At 72.8% G+C, this 16,327-nt stretch carries 15 protein-coding genes; 9 read left to right on the top strand and 6 right to left on the bottom strand.

Features of this window, described 5'->3' with window-relative positions:
• The first annotated feature begins 41 nt into the window (after positions 1 to 41).
• Together J3S20_RS00575 and J3S20_RS00570 are read left to right on the top strand one after the other, a co-directional pair.
• Entirely contained in the window at positions 42 to 1,796 is a 1,755-nt protein-coding gene (locus tag J3S20_RS00575) for an ABC transporter ATP-binding protein (RefSeq protein ID WP_216833744.1), read from the top strand.
• On the top strand, positions 1,793 to 2,476 hold the full coding sequence (locus J3S20_RS00570; RefSeq protein WP_216833743.1) for a CatB-related O-acetyltransferase: 684 nt from the start codon (positions 1,793 to 1,795) through the stop codon (positions 2,474 to 2,476). Before J3S20_RS00575 ends, J3S20_RS00570 begins: the two co-directional genes overlap by 4 nt.
• Here J3S20_RS00570 and J3S20_RS00565 read toward each other — a convergent pair.
• From J3S20_RS00565 to J3S20_RS00550, 4 genes are all read right to left on the bottom strand, one after another.
• Positions 2,439 to 4,751 carry a xanthine dehydrogenase family protein molybdopterin-binding subunit gene (locus J3S20_RS00565; protein WP_216833742.1) on the bottom strand — a complete coding sequence of 771 codons (2,313 nt, stop codon included), beginning with the start codon at positions 4,749 to 4,751 and terminating at the stop codon, positions 2,439 to 2,441. The genes J3S20_RS00570 and J3S20_RS00565 overlap by 38 nt on opposite strands.
• Before the next feature lie 63 nt (positions 4,752 to 4,814).
• Positions 4,815 to 5,138, bottom strand: coding sequence for a hypothetical protein (locus tag J3S20_RS00560; RefSeq protein ID WP_216833741.1), 324 nt, complete (start codon positions 5,136 to 5,138; stop codon positions 4,815 to 4,817).
• Positions 5,139 to 5,149: 11 nt separating this feature from the next.
• A complete protein-coding gene (locus J3S20_RS00555; protein ID WP_216833740.1) occupies positions 5,150 to 7,480 on the bottom strand; it encodes a xanthine dehydrogenase family protein molybdopterin-binding subunit in 2,331 nt (776 codons plus the stop codon).
• 78 nt (positions 7,481 to 7,558) lie between these two features.
• The gene (locus J3S20_RS00550; RefSeq protein WP_216833739.1) at positions 7,559 to 8,761 is read right to left on the bottom strand and encodes an MFS transporter; all 1,203 of its coding nucleotides are present in this window, start codon (positions 8,759 to 8,761) and stop codon (positions 7,559 to 7,561) included.
• Between the two features lie 190 nt (positions 8,762 to 8,951).
• On the opposite strand from J3S20_RS00550, the gene J3S20_RS00545 reads away from it, so the two are divergent.
• The 3 genes from J3S20_RS00545 to J3S20_RS00535 all read left to right on the top strand — a co-directional run bounded on the left by J3S20_RS00545 (position 8,952) and on the right by J3S20_RS00535 (position 11,625).
• On the top strand, positions 8,952 to 9,986 hold the full coding sequence (locus tag J3S20_RS00545) for a YeiH family protein (RefSeq protein ID WP_216833738.1): 1,035 nt from the start codon (positions 8,952 to 8,954) through the stop codon (positions 9,984 to 9,986).
• A gap of 62 nt (positions 9,987 to 10,048) precedes the next feature.
• Positions 10,049 to 10,528: a DUF302 domain-containing protein gene (locus J3S20_RS00540; RefSeq protein WP_216833737.1), complete on the top strand. Its 480-nt coding sequence runs from the start codon at positions 10,049 to 10,051 to the stop codon at positions 10,526 to 10,528.
• Between the two features lie 2 nt (positions 10,529 to 10,530).
• Positions 10,531 to 11,625, top strand: coding sequence for a YeeE/YedE thiosulfate transporter family protein (locus J3S20_RS00535; protein WP_216833736.1), 1,095 nt, complete (start codon positions 10,531 to 10,533; stop codon positions 11,623 to 11,625).
• Here J3S20_RS00535 and J3S20_RS00530 read toward each other — a convergent pair.
• Positions 11,622 to 12,548 carry a bifunctional riboflavin kinase/FAD synthetase gene (locus tag J3S20_RS00530; protein ID WP_216833735.1) on the bottom strand — a complete coding sequence of 309 codons (927 nt, stop codon included), beginning with the start codon at positions 12,546 to 12,548 and terminating at the stop codon, positions 11,622 to 11,624. The two genes, J3S20_RS00535 and J3S20_RS00530, sit on opposite strands and share 4 nt — an antisense overlap.
• Complete coding sequence (locus J3S20_RS00525) at positions 12,548 to 13,141, bottom strand: LOG family protein (protein ID WP_343215124.1); 594 nt, start codon at positions 13,139 to 13,141, stop codon at positions 12,548 to 12,550. The genes J3S20_RS00530 and J3S20_RS00525 overlap by 1 nt, the downstream gene beginning before the upstream one ends.
• Before the next feature lie 114 nt (positions 13,142 to 13,255).
• On the opposite strand from J3S20_RS00525, the gene J3S20_RS00520 reads away from it, so the two are divergent.
• Genes J3S20_RS00520 through J3S20_RS00510 form a run of 4 tightly spaced genes read left to right on the top strand, consistent with a single transcriptional unit; the run spans position 13,256 to position 16,322 of the window.
• Positions 13,256 to 14,395: a M20 family metallopeptidase gene (locus J3S20_RS00520; protein WP_216833734.1), complete on the top strand. Its 1,140-nt coding sequence runs from the start codon at positions 13,256 to 13,258 to the stop codon at positions 14,393 to 14,395.
• Positions 14,396 to 14,398: 3 nt separating this feature from the next.
• Positions 14,399 to 15,307, top strand: a complete 909-nt coding sequence (locus J3S20_RS29985) for a serine hydrolase domain-containing protein (protein ID WP_246602213.1) — start codon at positions 14,399 to 14,401, stop codon at positions 15,305 to 15,307.
• 4 nt (positions 15,308 to 15,311) lie between these two features.
• A complete protein-coding gene (locus J3S20_RS00515; RefSeq protein ID WP_246602301.1) occupies positions 15,312 to 15,635 on the top strand; it encodes a YnfA family protein in 324 nt (107 codons plus the stop codon).
• A 12-nt stretch (positions 15,636 to 15,647) separates the two neighbouring features.
• Positions 15,648 to 16,322, top strand: coding sequence for an SDR family NAD(P)-dependent oxidoreductase (locus J3S20_RS00510; RefSeq protein WP_216833732.1), 675 nt, complete (start codon positions 15,648 to 15,650; stop codon positions 16,320 to 16,322).
• The last annotated feature ends 5 nt before the right edge of the window (positions 16,323 to 16,327 follow it).

Here is a 16,327-nt window from a genome sequence, read left to right as displayed (position 1 = left end):
AGCCCCTCGCCCTGCGCCCGTCGCTGCTCTACACGCCGGGCATGGCCCGCCCTGCCTTCGATGCTGCCTCCCTGCCCCTGATCCGCCGGCTGTGGCGCGAGCATATCCGCCGCCATCCGCGCGGCCTGGCGCTGGCCGCCGTCTGCACCATCGGCGTGGCCGCCACCACCGCGCTCTATCCGCTGATCATCCAGCGCGCCTTCGACCTTTTCGCGGCCGGGGAGGGCGGCGTGGTCTGGGCGCTGCCGCCGCTGATCATCGCCGTCACCTGCGCCCGGGCGCTGACCATGTATGGCAAGGCGCTGGCCACGCAGTCCGTGGTGCTCGGCGTCATCGCCGGGCTGCAGCAGCAGCTTTTCACCGCGCTGACGCGGGCCGACCTGGCCGCCGTGGCGCGCGATGCGCCGGCCCGTCACGCGGCCCGCTTCACCACCGATGCCGCCCTGATCCGGGAGGCGCTGTCCAAGGCCCTCAGCGGGGTCGCCGATGTGCTGACCGTGGTGGGGCTGGTGGGGTCCATGCTCTGGATCGACTGGCAGATGGCGCTGCTGGCCTCGCTGCTCTACCCCTTCGCGGCCGTGCCGATCCTGCGCATCGGCAAGCGCATCCGGCGCGCCTCCTCCGGCATGCAGGACCGCGTCGGCGAGACCTCCGCTTTGCTGGTCGAGAGTTTCGCGGCGGCCCGCGTGGTGCGCGCCTATCGGCTGGAGGAGGCCGAGGAGGCGCGTGCCCGGATGGCCTTCGAAAGGCTGCGCGACAGCCAGATCTCCATCGCGAAATCCCGCGCCCGGCTGGACCCGGTGCTGGAGGCGATGGGCGGCTTGGCGGTGGCGGCCGTGCTCGGCTTCGTCGGCTGGCGCGTCTCTGCCGGCCTAGGCACGATCGGCGACTTCACGGGATTTGTCGCAGCACTCTTGATCGCGGCGCAGCCGGCGCGCGCGCTCGGCAGCCTGAACGCGGCGCTGCAGGAGGGCCTGGCCGGCCTGTCCCGCAGCTTTGCGAGTATCGACGAACAGCCGCGCATCACCGACAGGCCCGGCGCCACGGCGCTGCCGCCCGGCGAGGGCAGCGTGGTCTTCGAGGATGTGGGCTTCGCCTATGACGGCGTGCCGGATGCCGCGCTATCCGGCCTGGGCTTTGCGGCGAAGCCCGGCCGCACCGTGGCGCTGGTCGGCCCCTCCGGCGCCGGAAAATCCACCGCGCTGGCGCTGGTGCCGCGGCTCTATGACGTGACGGCCGGGCGCATCCTGATCGATGGCGCCGATATCCGCGAGGTCACGCTGGCCAGCCTGCGCGATGCCATCGCCTATGTCGGCCAGGACGCCGTGCTGTTCGACGACACGGCCTTCGCCAATATCGCCTGCGGCCGCCCCGGTGCCACCCAGGCGGAGGTGGAGGATGCGGCGCGCGCCGCGGCGGCGCATGATTTCCTGGCGGCGCTGCCGCAGGGCTATGCGACGCCGCTCGGCACCCAGGGCTCGCGGCTTTCCGGCGGGCAGCGCCAGCGCGTCTCGCTGGCCCGCGCGCTGCTGCGCAATCCGCGGGTGCTCCTGCTGGACGAGGCGACCAGCGCGCTGGATGCGGAGAATGAGGCGCTGGTGCAGCAGGCGCTCGCCCGGCTGCGCGAAGGCCGCACCACGCTGGTGATCGCGCATCGCCTGTCCACCGTGCGGGATGCGGACCTCATCGTGGTGATGGAGGCCGGCCGCGCCGTGGAACAGGGCACGCATGCGGAGTTGATGGCGGCCGACGGCCTCTATGCCCGCCTGGTCCGCACCCAGGCCTTTGCGGCATGAGATCCAAGGCCGAGGCCGCCGCGTTGCCGGACCCGGATGCGCTGCATCCGGTGCCGAACAAGCCACGCATCGTCTTCCTGAAGCCGCTGCTGGCCACCATGCCCGGCGTCACGAATTGCGCGGTCGGCGACTTCACCTATTACGACGACCCGCTGCACGCCAAGGACTTCTTCCGCCGCAACGTGATCTACAATTTCCAGTCGAGCGGCGCGCGGCTGGAGATCGGCCGCTATTGCGCCATCGCCACCGGCGCGCGCTTCATGATGCCGGATGCCATGCACGCCATGGCCGGCCCCAGCACCTATCCCTTCGGCATCCTGGGCGGCGCTTTTGCGAGCGCCCTGCCGCTGGCCGACTATCCCTGGCGGAACGCAGGCGACACCATCCTCGGCAACGATGTCTGGGTGGGGATGGAGGCGCTGGTGATGCCGGGCGTGCGGATCGGCCATGGCGCGGTGATCGGCGCGCAGGCGGTGGTGACGCGGGACGTGCCGGATTACGCCGTGGTCGCCGGCAACCCGGCCCGCGTGATGCGCCGACGCTTCACCGAGGACGACGCCGCGCGGCTGGTGGCGCTGGCCTGGTGGGACTGGCCGGCGGCGCGCGTGGCCCGCGCCATCCCGCTGATCGTCAAGGGAAGCGTCACGGCGCTGGAGGATTTTTCCGCCCGGCCGGATTGACCGGGGCGGCCTGCAACGCCTGCCAGACGCGCTGCGGCGTCATCGGCAGTTCCAAATGTGCCCCATCCAGCGCATCCGCCACCGCATTGGCCAGCGCCGCCGGCGCGCCATTGGTCGGCAGCTCGCCCACGCCCTTGATGCCCAGGCTGTTGTTGGGGGAGGGCACGGGCAGAGAGGCGTGCGCGAAATCCGGCAGCTCCGCCGCGCGCGGCATGGCGTAGTCCATCAGCGTGGCCGCGAGCATCTGGCCATCGGCGTCATAGACCGCGTCCTCCGACAGCGCCTGGCCGATGCCTGCCGCCCAGCCGCCCTGCAACTGGCCGGCGAGGAGCATGGGATTCACCACGCGGCCGGGGTCGATGGCGCAGGCGAAGCGGTCCAGCACCACCTGGCCGGTCTCGGGGTCGATCTCCACCTCCGCCAGCGCGATGCCGGCGGGCCAGGTTTCGACCGTCTCGGCGAAATCCGCCTGGCCGCGCAGCCCGCCCTGGCGCGCGGCGACGGCGGCCAGCGTCACGCGGCGATCGGTGCCGGCAATCTCATAGGCGCCGTTATGCCAGGCCACGTCGACCACCGCCGCTTCCAGCACCTCGGCCGCCATGGGCAGCCCGCTCTCGATCGCCGCCTGTGCGGCACTGGCAAAAGTGGTGCCGGAGATGATGGTGGAGGAGGAGCCGCCGGTGCCGCCGCCGCGCGGGATGCGGTCGCTGTCGCCCTGCTCGATGGTGACCTGCTCGGCCTCCACGCCGAAGGCGGCGGCGAGCAATTGCGCATAGGCCGTCGCATGGCCCTGGCCCTGGCTCTGCGTGCCGGTGCGCGCGGTGATGCGGCCATCGGGATGCACCTCGACGATCGAGGTCTCGTCGCCCCAGCCGCCGGAGCCGTGCAGGTGGCAGGCGAGACCGCGCCCGCGCAGCAGCCCGCGCGAAGCCGATTGCGCACGCCGTGCGGCAAAGCCGGGCGCATCGCCGAGGCGCAGCACCTCCTCCAGCAGCGCGGCGGGGTCGCCGCTGTCGTAGCGGTAGCCGAGCGCGGTGCGATAGGGATAGGCGTCGCGCGGCAGCAGGTTCAGCCGGCGCAGCGCCACCGGGTCGCGACCGGAGTCGCGCGCGGCCACATCCACCAGCCGTTCCAGCAGGACCAGCGCCTCCGGCTTGCCGGCGCCGCGCACCGCGTCCACCGGCGCAGTGTTGGTGAAGGCGCAGCGCAGGCCGATATGGATGGCCGGAATGGCGTAGAGCCCGCCCAGCACCTTGGCCATGCCACCGGTCGGGATGGTGGGGTTCACGGTGGAGACATAGGCGCCGAAATTGGCGACGCCCTGCACCCGCAGCGCCAGGAAGCGGCCCTCCGCATCCAGCGCCAGCGCGGCCTCCGCCACCAGGTCGCGGGCATGGGTATCGGCCAGGTGATGTTCCGTGCGGTCCTGCACCCAGCGGACATCGCGCTGCAATTGCCAGGCGGCGAAGCAGGCCAGCGCCTGTTCGGGATAGGGCGGCAGCTTGGGCCCGAAGCCGCCGCCGACATCCGGCGTCACCACGCGCAGCCTTTCGCGCGGCCAATGCAGGATGTGGTCGCAGAGCACACGATGCAGCAGATGCACGCCTTGCGACGGCGTGGTCAGCATGACGCGCTCGTCCTGCCACTGCGCCAGTGCCGCGCGGGTTTCGAGATAGCCGGCGAGGATGCGTGGCGAGCGGTAGGTCACGCGCGCCACCTGCGCCGCGGTCGCGAAGGCCGCGGCGACGGCGGCCGCATCGCCCTTCTGCCAGTCGCAGCAGAGATTGCCCGGTGCTTCCGCATGTAGCAGCGGCGCGCCGGGGGCGAGCGCGTCATCGCCGCGCGTCACCGCCGGCAGCGGGTCGTAGTCCACGGCCACCGCCTCCGCGCCATCGCGCGCCGAATGCGGCGTGTCCGCCACCACCATGGCGACGATCTCGCCGACATGGCGCACGCGGTCGGCGGCCACGGGCAGGCGCGGCGGTTCGATGTGCCGGGCGCCGGCGGCGTCGCGGATCTCCGTGACCGCCGGATTGTGGCCGAGCCCCGCCACCTCCGCCGCCGTGAAGACTGCGACCACGCCCGGCAGGGCGCGCGCCGCGCCCGCATCCACGCCCAGGATGCGCGCATGGGCGTGCGGGGACCGCACGAAGACGGCATGCAGTGCGCCCGGCGCGGCAAAATCGCTGGTGAAGCGGCCGCCGCCGGTCAGCAGGCGGGGATCCTCCAGCCGGCGGAGCGGTTGGCCGAGGCCGGGAAGGACGTCGAAGGCCATTTGGCTGCCCTGGTTGGTTGGCTGCCGCCAAACTGACCGATCCGCGGCCCTATGGCGAGGCTGCTAGGTGCCGCCCAGCCCGCGGGCCGCCCAGCGCAGCAGGCGGCCGCGCAGGCCGGGGGCGCGTTGGATCGCCTCGCGCAGCGCGCGCAGCTCCGCCTCGGCCTTGGCGCGGGCGGCGGCGGCTTCCAGCGCCTGGCCGCGCGCCACCTGGCGGGCCGCCTCCAGCTCCGCCAGGCGGTTGCGGGTGAAGGCGTCCATGCCCTCCGCCTCGATCCGCGCCAGCCGCGCCTGCGCCTCGCCCAGCTCCGCCCGCAGCGCGGACAGGCCGGGTTCGGCAACCGGCGCCCTGGCGCGGGGGCGCGGCGCCTTCGGCTTGCGGGCCAAGTCGCGCCGCCTCAGCCCGGCCCGCCGGCCTGCAGCGCGGCCCATACCTTCTGCGGCGTCGCCGGCATGTCGATATGCGAAATGCCGCGCTCGGCCAGCGCATCGGCCAGCGCATTCATCACCGAGGGCAGCGCCCCGGCGCAGCCCGCCTCGCCGCAGCCCTTGGCGCCCAGAACATTGGTGCGCGCCGGGCTCGGCTGGCTGGCGAAGCCGAAGAAGGGTGCGTGTTCGGCGCGCGGCAGGCCGTAATCCATGTAGGACCCGCTCAGAAGCTGGCCGGAGTCGTCATAGGCGGTGGCCTCCATCAGCGCCTGGCCGATGCCCTGCACGATGCCGCCATGCGCCTGGCCCGCTACCAGCATCGGGTTCACCAGCACGCCGAAATCGTTCACCGTGGTGTAGCGCACCACCTGGGTCTCGCCCGTCTCCGGGTCCACCTCCACCTCCGCCACATGGCAGCCATTGGGGAAGGCCGATTCCTCGTACTGGTCGGTGTGGGACACATCGAGCGCGCTGGAGGCGCCCGTCTCGCTGCGCAGCTGCGCCGCCAGGTCCATGATGCCGATGCCGCGGTCGGTGCCGGCGATGGTGAAGCGCCCGGCCACGAATTCGATGTCCTCCACCGCCGCCTCCAGCAGGTTCGCCGCCAGCGGCTTGCCTTTCTCGATCACCAGCGCGCTGGCGGAGGCGATCGCCGTGCCGCTGGCCATGATGGAGCGGGACCCGCCGGTGCCGCCGCCGGCGATCAGCAGGTCGCTATCGCCCTGTTCCAGGCGGATGCGATCGAAGGGCACGCCGAGCCTATCCACCAGCACCTGCGCGAAGGCCGAGGCATGGCCCTGGCCATAATCCAGCGTGCCGGTGAGGATGGTGACGCCGCCATCCGCATCGAAGCGGATGCCGCCCATCTCCTTCGATGCCGGCGCCGTCACTTCCAGATACTGCCCGATGCCGATGCCCCGCAGCTTGCCACGCGCACGCGCCTCCGCGCGGCGCTGCGCAAAACTGTCCCACTCCGCGGCTTCCAGCGCCCTGTCGAGCAGCAGCGGGAAATTGCCGCTGTCGTAGCGCATGCCGCTTGGCGCGTCGTAGGGGATGTGGTCGGGCGTGATCTGGTTGCGCCGGCGCAGCTCGACGCGGTCGATGCCCATCTCCCGCGCGGCCTGATCCACCAGACGCTCCATGTAGTAGTTGCCCTCCGGCCGCCCGGCGCCGCGATAGGCCCCGACGGGCGTGGTGTTGGTGAAGACGCAGCGCGTCGAGACCTCCACCAGCGGCGTGCGATAGACGCCGATGACGTTCTTCACCGTATTGGCGGTGGAGGGGATGGTGGTGGCGTTGCTCAGATAGGCACCGAGATTGCCGAAGCCGGTGACCCGCAAAGCAAGGAACTTGCCTTCCGCATCCAGCGCCAGCTCCGCCTCCATGTCGTGGTCGCGGCCGTGGCTGTCGGCCAGGAAGCTCTCGGAGCGGCTGTCGGTCCACTTCACCGGGCGGCCGAGCTGGCGCGCGGCGTGGAGCAGGGCCGGATATTCCGGATAGACGCTGGCCTTCATGCCGAAGGACCCGCCGACATTCCCGGTCAGCACGCGCAGCGCCTCCGGCTTCACGCCCATCACCTTGGCGATGCCGGCGCGCATGCCGAAGACGCCCTGGCTGCCCATGCGCAGCACGTAGCGATCCTCCTCCCAGCTCGCGATGGCGGAACGCGGCTCCATGGGGGAGACGACGATGCGGCTGTTGCGGATGGACAGCTTCGTGACATGCGCGGCACCGGCGAAGGCCGCCGCCACCGCCGCGGCGTCGCCATAGTGGAAATCCACCACCTGGTTGCCCGGCACATCGTCATAGAGCTGCGGCGCGCCGGGGGACGCGGCCTCCCGCATATCGGTCACGGCGGGCAGGGCCTCCACGTCGAGGATCACCGCCTCCACCGCGTCCCGCGCCTGCTTCGCCGTCTCGGCGACGACGATGGCCACGGGGTCGCCGACGAAGCGCACGCGGCTGGTGGCGAGTACCGGCTGGGTCGGCAGATGCGCGGCGCTGCCGTCGCGGTTCTTCTGGCCGACGGAGGCCGGCATGGGGCCGATGCCCGCCGCCTCCAGGTCCTGGCCGGTATAGATCGCGACCACGCCGGGCAGGGACCGCGCCTCGGCCAGGTCGATGCCGCGCAGCACGCCATGCGCATAGGGGCTGCGCACCATGGCGGCGTGCAGCTGGCCGGGCAGGGAAAGGTCGTCGCTGTAGCGGCCCTCGCCGCGCAGCAGAACCGGGTCCTCCTTGCGGGAGACGGATTGGCCGATGCCGAACTTCAGCTGCGCGGGGTCGAGGGGCAGGTTCATGCGGGGATCCTCAGGAGCTTTGCCCCCAAGGTGGGCGGGTATGCTGCAACGCGAAAGCCCCCCGGCGGCCTTCCCGCGTCACTTCGTCGCGGCATGCGGGATTCGCAGCCAGGCCAGGGGGGCCAGCGCCAGGCCCCCAAGCACCAGGAATCCCGCCGCCGGCCCGCCGGTGCCGGAGAGCAGCGCGCCGAACAGCGCGGGGCCGAGGCAGGCGCCGAGATAGATCATCATCATCACGCCGGAGGTCGCGGCCGCCACCTTCCCGGGACCCGCCAGCCGCGCCGTCTCCGCCAGGCAGATGCCGTTCCAGCCGAAGGCGGCGAAGCCGAAGAGGCCGGCCACCAGCCAGACCAGCCAGACCGGCGTGGCCGGCCCCAGCCCGATGCAGGCCAGGCAGGCCGCGGCCATCAGCGCGCCGAGCCCGCAGAGCACCACCGCCGGCGCCACCCGGTCCGCCACCCAGCCCAGCAGCAGCCGCGCGGCGATGGAGACCAGCAGGCCGATGGTCAGCGCCAGCCCCGCCGCCGCGATGGTCCAGCCCGCGACGGTCACCAGCACGGTCGCCAGGAAGGCGGAGAAGGTGAATTGCACGCAGGCGAAGCACAGCGAGGCCAGGCCCAGCCGCATGGTCGGCCCCCCCCGCAGCACCGCCGCGAAGGGCGCCAGCAGCCCCAGCCCGCCCTTGCCCGGCGCCAGCGAGCCCTGGTCCAGCCGCCAGCGCCAGGGCTGCACCGCCATCGCCGCCAGGCCCAGCAGCAGCGCCAGGCCGAGGCAGGCGGCCTGCCAGCCCAGCGTCGCGGCCAGCAGCGGCACCATCACCCCCGCCGAGGCCCCGCCCACCGGCACCGCCACCTGCTTGATGGAAAAGACCCGGTTGCGCAGATGCGGCGGCGCCAGCTGGGACAGCAGGGCGGAGCTGGCGGGGTTCGCCGGGCCATAGGCCATGCCGACCAGCAGCGCGCTGGCCGCCAGAGCCAGCGGGTGCGCCAGCGCCAGGGCCAGCAGCCCGGCCGCCGCACTCGCCAGCATCGCCTGGTGCAGCCGCACCGGCCCGAGGGCGGCCACAAGCTGCGGCGTGGCCAGGGTGGAAACGGCGCCGGCGCCGAAGAGGATGGAGGCGTACCAGCCGACCGCCGCCTTGGGCAGGCCGATATCCGGCAGCACCAGCGCCGCGGTCACCGGCAGCACCAGGGAGGACAGCACCACCAGGGCCTGCGCGCCCAGCGTGACGCCGATGGCCTGGCGCAAAAGGGCGATCTGGGCCTCGGGCATGCCGGCCATGCGCAGTCCTTGAGCGGGGGCATGACCGGCATGCCGTGAATGAGGGGGACTGTCCATGCCCCCGGCCTGCCCCCCGCTTGGCTGGCGCCAGGGTGGGGCCTATACGGAAAAAGGCCGAAAATGCTCCCAGGGCGCGGCTTCGTAAAATGATCCTGCCTTTCGCAAGCCGGATCGGAGTTGGAGATCGGGCATGGCGGGCGTGGCATCGGACGGACAAGGCAAGCCCTCCGGCTGGGGGCCGAAGCTGCGCCGCCTGGCGCCGGGGCTGCTGGTGTGCCTGGCCATCGCCGTGGTCTCCGTCTGGCTGCGCAATGCCTCGGGCATCGCGGCGCTGAATCCGGTGGTGATCGCGCTGCTGGTGGGGCTGGCCTGGCGGTCCGCGCGGGGGCGGCAGCCGGTACTGGATCCGGGGCTCGCCTTCGCCATCCGGCCGCTGCTGCGCTTCGCCATCGTCATCCTCGGCCTGCAGGTGACGGCGACGGAGGTCCTGGCGCTCGGCCCCGGGGCGCTGGCGCTGGCGGTGGTGGTGGTGGGGGTGACGGTGCCGGCGGCGATCTGGCTCGGCCGGCTGCTGGGCGTGCCATCGGGCCTCGCCGCGCTGCTCGGCATGGGCACCGGCATCTGCGGCGCCTCCGCCATCGTCGCCACCAACCAGGTGGTGCGCGCGAAGGATGAGGACGTGACCTATGCGCTGGCCGTCATCACCCTGTGCGGCACGGCCGGGCTGGTGCTGCTGCCGCTGCTGGCCGGGCCGCTGGGGCTTTCGCCGCTGAGCTACGGGCTGTGGGCCGGGGCGTCCCTGCATGAGGTGGTGCAGGCGGTGGGTGCGGCGGCGGCCGGCGGGCCGGAGGCCGCGCAATCCGGCACGGTGATGAAGCTGGCCCGCGTCATGCTGCTGGCGCCGGCGATCATGGCGCTGGGCTGGTGGGTGGCGCGCGGCGCGGCGCAGGGCGGCGGCACGGCCAAGGTGCAGGTGCCGTGGTTCGCCGTGTACTTCCTCGGCATGGTGGCGCTGGTCTCCACCGGGCTGGTGCCGCGGATCGCCATCGATGCCTCCCGCTTCGCGGTGCCGCTGCTGATGGCGGCGAGCGTCGCGGCGCTGGGCCTGTCCACCGACCTGAAGGCGCTGCGGGCGCGCGGCCTGGCGCCGCTGGGGCTGGGCGTGGCGCTGAGCCTGCTGATCGCCGCCATCGCCTTCGTGGGCGTGACGCTGATCGGCGTCTGATCCTGCCGTAACCGCCACCGCCCCTGCCGCGAAGTGCGGGGGACAGGGCGGGAGACGGGGCCATGAGGATCGCACGGCGTGGCTTTCCGGGGATCGCCGCCCTGCTGCTGCTGCTGGCGCCCCAAGCCGTGGCGCAATCCGATGACGGGCTGGTGACGGTGCCGAGCCGCCATTCGCCGGCCGAGACCCTGTCGCGCTTCGAGGCCGCGGTGCGGGCGGCGGGCTGGGTGGTCTTCACCCGCATCGATCATGCCGCCGCGGCGCGGGAGGTGGGGATGGAACTGGCCCCGCGCACCGTCCTGCTGTTCGGCAATCCGCGCGCCGGCACCCCCGGCATGGCGGCCACCCCGACCCTGGCGCTGGACCTGCCATTGCGCGTGCTGGTCTGGCAGGATGCGGCCGGCCAAACCTTCCTCACCCGCAGCAGCGGCAGCGACCTGGCCCGGCGGCTTTTCGGCCGGCATGGCGTGACGGTGCCGGAACAGGGCCAGGCCGCCACCGAGGCCTTCCTCGCCAACCTGGCGCGCCAGGCCACCGAATAGCCATGTCCGCCGTCCTGCCTCTGCCCGTCGCAAGGCCGCATTGGCCGGGGCTGGCGCTCGGGCTGGCCGGGGTGGCGCTGGTGGCGGCGCGGTTGCCGGCCGGCATGGCGCCGGTCTTCGCCGTGGCGCTGGCGCTGGGCCTCGCCTTCGTGCTGCTGGACTACGGCTTTGCCGGCGGCTTCCGCGCCTTCCTGCAATCCGGCGACGGGCGGGCGCTGGGGGCAAGCTTCATCGCGCCGGCGGTCGCCGCCCTGGTGGTGCTGCCGGTGGGGCTGCTGGCCGAGGGGTTCGGGCGCTTCGTCGCACCGCTCGGCCTGCCGCTGCTGGTCGGCGCGGCCATCTTCGGCGTCGGCATGCAACTGGCCAATGGCTGCGGCTCCGGCACGCTGGTGGCGGCGGGGCAGGGGTCGCGGCGGATGTGGGTGGCATTGCCCTTCTTCTGCCTGGGCGGGGTGCTGGGCAGCCTGCTGGTGCCGGCGGCGATGCGGCTGCCGGATCTCGGCGTGGTGGATCTGGGCGCGCTGCTCGGGCCGTGGGGCGGGCTGGCGGCGACGCTCGCCATGCTGCTGGCCGGCGCCCTGCTGGTGCTGCGCGGCGCCCGGCCGCGCGCGGCGGAACTGCGCGCCGGGGCGATCATCGGCGGCCTGGCGGGGCTGATGTTCCTCGCCTCCGGCCTGCCCTGGGGCATCACCACGGGGCTCACGCTCTGGGGCGCCAAGGCGGCGATGATGATGGGGGCGGATATGCCGGCCGCGCCCTTCTGGGCCGAGGGCTGGGCGCGCGCGGCGCTGGACGGGTCGCTGCTGGCGCTGGATTCGTCACTCGCCGATATCGGCCTGCTGCTGGGTGCGCTGCTGGCCGCGGCGGCGCAGGGGAGGCTGCGCCACCGCCAGCCGGTCAGCCTGCGCGGCGCGGCGGGGGCGGCGCTGGGTGGGGTGCTGATGGGGGTGGGGGCGCGGCTCGCCTATGGCTGCAATGTCGGCGCCTTCCTGGGCGGCGGCGCCTCCGGCAGCCTGCATGGCGTGATCTGGGTGGCGGCGGCGCTGCCCGGAAGCTGGCTCGGCATCCGGCTGCGGCCGGTCTTCGGCCTGAACTAGACCCCGAGAACCCGCCGCGCCTCCGCCGCATCCGCCGCGATCGCCGTCTTCAGCGCCTCCAGCCCATTGAAGGTGGCGTCGGGGCGCAGGTAGCGCACCAGGCGCACGCCGATCTCCTGGCCGTAGAGGTCGCCGCTGAAGTCGAACAGGTGGGTTTCCAGCCGCGTCACCGGATCCCCGCCCAGCGTCGGGCGGCGGCCGACATTGGCGACGCCCGGCACCACCCGGCCATCGGCCAGGGCGACGCGCACCGCATAGACGCCCCGCGCCGGCTCCAGGTGCCGGCCGAGCAGGATATTCGCGGTGGGCCAGCCCAGCTCGCGGCCCAGCTTGTCGCCGTGAAAGACCTCGCCGCGCACTTCCCAGTCCCGGCCGAGCTCGGCGGCTGCGCGGTCGGGGTAGCCGTCCTGCAGGGCGCGGCGGATGCGGGTGGAGGAGATGGGCCCGCCCTCATCCACCACCGGCGGCACCACCGTCAGGCCGATGCCGCGCGCTTCCGCCAGGGTCGCCAGCAGATGCACGTCGCCGCCGCGGCGGTGGCCGAAGGCGAAGTCGGCGCCGCAGGCCAGATGCTTGGCGCCTACCGCCTGGTGCAGCACCTGGTCCACGAAGGCCTCGGCCGGCATGGCGGCGAGCCGTGCATCGAAGGGCAGGGCGAAGACGATTTGCACGCCCTGCGCGCCGAGCGCCTGGGCCTTGGCGGGCAGCAGGGTCAGGCGGAAGGGCGGGTCCTCGGGCCGGAAATGCTCACGCGGATGCGGCTCGAAGGTCAGTGCCGCCAGCGGCAGGTCCGGCCGCGCGGCATGGGCGGCGCGCAGCACCGCGGCATGGCCCAGATGCACGCCATCGAAATTGCCGAGCGCCACGGTGGCGCCGCGGGCCGCCTCCGGCACCGCGTGCCAATCGGCCAGGATCGCGGGCATCACGCCTGTTCGGGCCGCAGCCAGGGCTGGGTGCCGGGGGGCGGGGCGAAGGCGGCCAGCTTGTCCAGCGCCTCCGCGACGGTCGTCGCCCGCATGGCCAGCGGCCGCTGCGCCTCGCGGACAAAGCCCTCGCGCTGCATGAAGTCCAGCACGTCGAGGAAGGGGGTCCAGAAGCCGGCGACGTCCAGAAAAACCACGCCCTTGGCCTGGATGCCGAGCTGCGCCCAGGTCAGGGCCTCCACCGCTTCCTCCAGCGTGCCGAAGCCGCCGGGCAGCACGATGAAGCCGTCCGACAGCTCGGCCATCTTTGCCTTGCGCTCATGCATCGTATCGACGACGTGCATCTCGACCCCGCCGCCATGGCCGACCTCGCGCTTCAGCAGGCCGTGCGGGATGACGCCGATCACCTCCGCCCCGGCGGACAGCGCGGAATCCGCGGCGATGCCCATCAGCCCCACCGCGCCGCCGCCATAGACCAGGCCGAGGCCGCGGCGGGCGACTTCGCGGCCCAATTCGCGGGCGGCCTCGGCATAGTCTTCCCGGGCGCCAACCATGGAGCCGCAGAACACGCATACCCGCTTCGGTCTGGTCACGAAATGGTCCTCATGCTGCGCCGCCGCATGGCTGCGTTAGCCGGGCGGGGTTGGATCGACAAGGCCGGGTTGGTTTGCCAGAACCGGGCAGCCCAATAGCAGATGGATCGCCCCATGCCCGCCACCACCCTCGGCACCTCCGAACGCCTGCTGGAGGAGCTGCGCCTCTGGGTGGAGCAGGAGACGCCGACCACCGATCCGGCCGCGGTGAACCGCCTGGTGGACCGCTGCGAGGCGGAGCTGCGCGCCGTGGGCGGCGAGGTTTCGCGGCTTCCGGGCCGGGACGGATTCGGCGATACGCTGGTCTGCCGCACGCCTGGCCAGGCCGGCAGCAACCTGCCGCCGGTGATGGTCTCGGGCCATCTCGACACGGTCTGGGACCACGGGACGCTGGCCGGGCCGATGCCCTTCCGGGTGGAGGGCGACAAGGCCTTTGGGCCCGGCATCTACGACATGAAGGCGGGGTCCTTCATGGCCTTCCACAGCGTGCGCGAAATCCTGCGCCAGAAGATCCCGACGAAGCGGCCGATCGTGCTGCTGCTGACGCCGGATGAGGAGGTCGGCAGCCCGACGAGCCGCGACATCATCGAGGACACTGCCCGCGGCGCGCGGGCCGTGCTGATCCCGGAGCCCGCCGGTGCCGGCGGCGCCTGCGTCACCGCGCGCAAGGGCGTGGGGCGCTTCGTCATCAAGGTGCGCGGCGTCTCGGCGCATGCCGGCGGCAACTGGTCCGAGGGCCGCAGCGCCGTGGTCGCCCTGTCGCGCCTGGTGCTGAAGATCCACGAACTGACGGACCTGGCGGCCGGCATCACCACCAATGTCGCCCCCGTCTTCGGCGGCACCCGCCCCAATGTCATCCCGCCCGAGGCCGGGGCGGAGGTCGACCTGCGCGTGCCGACCATCGCGGAAGGGGAGCGGCTGGAAAAGCTGATCCTTGGGATGGCGGGGGAGGAGGATGGCATCCGCATCGAGATTTCGGGCGGCATGAACCGGCCGCCCTTCGCGGAGAACGGGGAAATCCTGGCGCTGTATGAGCAGGCCAAGGTGCTGGCCGCCGCGGCGGGCTATACGCTGCCGAAGCAGCATCGCGGCGGCGGTTCGGACGGGAATTTCACCGCGGCGCTGGGCATCCCGACCCTGGATGGGCTGGGCTGCACCGGCGCCGGCGCCCATGCGCCGCATGAGCACATCGTCTGGACCGACCTCGCCGCCCGCTGCGCGACGCTGTGTGGGCTGCTGGAATCCATCGACTGAACCATGCCGTCGCCGCAGCGCATCACCGCCCTGGTCCAGGGCGGCAGCGTCAGCACCGATGCCGATGCGGTGGTGCCGTGGTGGAGTTTTGCGAAAACCGTCCTCGCAGGCGCCGCGCTGGCGCTCGTGGCGGAGCAGCGCCTGCGCCTCGATGCGCCCCTCCGCGGCCGACCCTTCACGCTCCGCCAGCTCCTGCAGCATCGCGCTGGCCTGCGCTGCTACGGCACGCTGGCGGCCTACCACGCCGCCGTGGCCGCAGGGGAAGCGCCCTGGCAGGCTGAGGCGATGCTGCGGCAGGTCGATGCCGACACCCTGGCCTATGCGCCCGGGCAGGGCTGGGGCTATTCCAACATCGGCTACCTGCTGGTCCGCACCCTGGTCGAGGAGCTGACAGGCGCGGCTCTCGGCCCGGCCCTGGAGCGCCTGGTGTTCGGACCACTTGGCATTTCAGGGGTCACGGTCGCGCAGGCGCCGGAGGACCTCGACGCAACCGCCTGGGGCAATGCTCGGCGCTACCATCCCGGGTGGGTGTACCATGGCTTGCTGGTCGGGCCGCCGGGCTCGGCCGCCCTGCTTCTGCACCGTCTGCTCGGTACGGACTTCCTGCCATCCGAACTTGTGGCGGCGATGCAGCTGGCCCACCCGCTGGGCGGTGCCATTCCAGGCCGACCGTGGCAAACGGCGGGCTACGGTCTCGGGCTCATGATCGGACAAGGCGAGCCGGCGGGCACCTATATCGGCCATACCGGGGGCGGCCCTGGCAGCGCCTCCGCCGTCTATGCGCTGGCTGGGAACGGCACGGAGGGGCCAAGCCGGCGCACGGCCGCCGCCTTCGCCGCGGTTGACGATCCCGGATTGGTCGAGGCCCAGGCCATGCGCATCGCGGCCGGCGGATCGGTTCGCGAAGGATGAGGCCCTGAGCGCCTTCCCCCTCTACGCCCTGGCGGCGCTGGCCGAGATCGCCGGCTGCTTCGCCGCCTGGGCGGTGCTGCGGGAGGGACGCAGCACTTGGTGGCTGCTGCCCGGCCTGCTGTGCCTGGCCTTCTTCGCCTGGGCGCTGACGCGGATCGATACGCCATTCGCCGGCCGCGCCTTCGCGGCCTATGGCGGGGTCTATATCGCGGCCTCGCTGGGGTGGATGTGGGCGGTGGAGGGCGCGCGGCCGGATCGCTTCGACCTGCTGGGTATGCTCCTATGCCTCGGCGGCGCGGGCGTCATCCTGCTGGCGCCGCGGGGATAGGGAAACAGCCGCATGCCCAAGGCTCTCATCGTCGGCGCCGGTCCGGGCTTCTCCGCCAGCCTCGCGCGGCTGCTGGCCCGCGAAGGCTATGAGGTGGCGCTGGCCGCGCGGGATACGCAGAAACTGGCGGCGCTGGCCGCCGAAACCGGCGCCAGCCTGCATCGCTGCGACGCCAGCGACCCGGCGCAGGTCGCGGACCTGTTCACAAGACCCGAGGCGGCGGAGGCGGAGGTGGTGTCCTACAACGCCTCCTTCCGCGTGCGCGGCCCGACGGTGAAGCTGGCGCCGGAGGATGTGCGCCGCACGCTCGAAGTCTGCGCCTTCGGCGCCTTCCTGGTGGCGCAGCAGGCCGCCGCCCACATGCTGCCACGCAAGGCCGGCACCATCCTGCTGACCGGCGCCTCCGCCGGGGTGAAGGGCTATGCCCGCTCCGCCCCCTTCGCCATGGGCAAATTCGCGCTGCGCGGGCTGGGCCAGGCGCTGGCGCGGGAACTGCATCCGCAGGGGGTGCATGTGGTCCACATCGTGGTGGATGGCGGCATCCGCAGCGAACGCCGGCCCGATCCGGGGCAGGATACGCTGCTGGACCCGGACGCCATCGCCACCGCCGCGCTGGCCGCCATCCGCCAGCCCCGAACCGCCTGGTCCGCCGAGATCGAACTGCGGCCCTGGGTCGAGACTTTCTGAGGGGA

This window comes from Falsiroseomonas tokyonensis, from assembly GCF_019024325.1.
Lineage (GTDB): Bacteria > Pseudomonadota > Alphaproteobacteria > Acetobacterales > Acetobacteraceae > Falsiroseomonas > Falsiroseomonas tokyonensis.
This window is presented reverse-complemented; position numbering and strand designations above follow the sequence as displayed.

Excerpts from the sequence above, each read along its gene's own strand:
- J3S20_RS00575 (WP_216833744.1), top strand. The coding sequence starts at position 42 with ATGGCCCGCCCTGCCTTCGATGCTGCCTCCCTGCCCCTGATCCGCCGG.
- J3S20_RS00570 (WP_216833743.1), top strand. The coding sequence starts at position 1,793 with ATGAGATCCAAGGCCGAGGCCGCCGCGTTGCCGGACCCGGATGCGCTG.
- J3S20_RS00565 (WP_216833742.1), bottom strand. The coding sequence starts at position 4,751 with ATGGCCTTCGACGTCCTTCCCGGCCTCGGCCAACCGCTCCGCCGGCTG.
- J3S20_RS00555 (WP_216833740.1), bottom strand. The coding sequence starts at position 7,480 with ATGAACCTGCCCCTCGACCCCGCGCAGCTGAAGTTCGGCATCGGCCAA.
- J3S20_RS00550 (WP_216833739.1), bottom strand. The coding sequence starts at position 8,761 with ATGGCCGGCATGCCCGAGGCCCAGATCGCCCTTTTGCGCCAGGCCATC.
- J3S20_RS00545 (WP_216833738.1), top strand. The coding sequence starts at position 8,952 with ATGGCGGGCGTGGCATCGGACGGACAAGGCAAGCCCTCCGGCTGGGGG.
- J3S20_RS00540 (WP_216833737.1), top strand. The coding sequence starts at position 10,049 with ATGAGGATCGCACGGCGTGGCTTTCCGGGGATCGCCGCCCTGCTGCTG.
- J3S20_RS00535 (WP_216833736.1), top strand. The coding sequence starts at position 10,531 with ATGTCCGCCGTCCTGCCTCTGCCCGTCGCAAGGCCGCATTGGCCGGGG.
- J3S20_RS00530 (WP_216833735.1), bottom strand. The coding sequence starts at position 12,548 with ATGCCCGCGATCCTGGCCGATTGGCACGCGGTGCCGGAGGCGGCCCGC.
- J3S20_RS00520 (WP_216833734.1), top strand. The coding sequence starts at position 13,256 with ATGCCCGCCACCACCCTCGGCACCTCCGAACGCCTGCTGGAGGAGCTG.
- J3S20_RS29985 (WP_246602213.1), top strand. The coding sequence starts at position 14,399 with ATGCCGTCGCCGCAGCGCATCACCGCCCTGGTCCAGGGCGGCAGCGTC.
- J3S20_RS00510 (WP_216833732.1), top strand. The coding sequence starts at position 15,648 with ATGCCCAAGGCTCTCATCGTCGGCGCCGGTCCGGGCTTCTCCGCCAGC.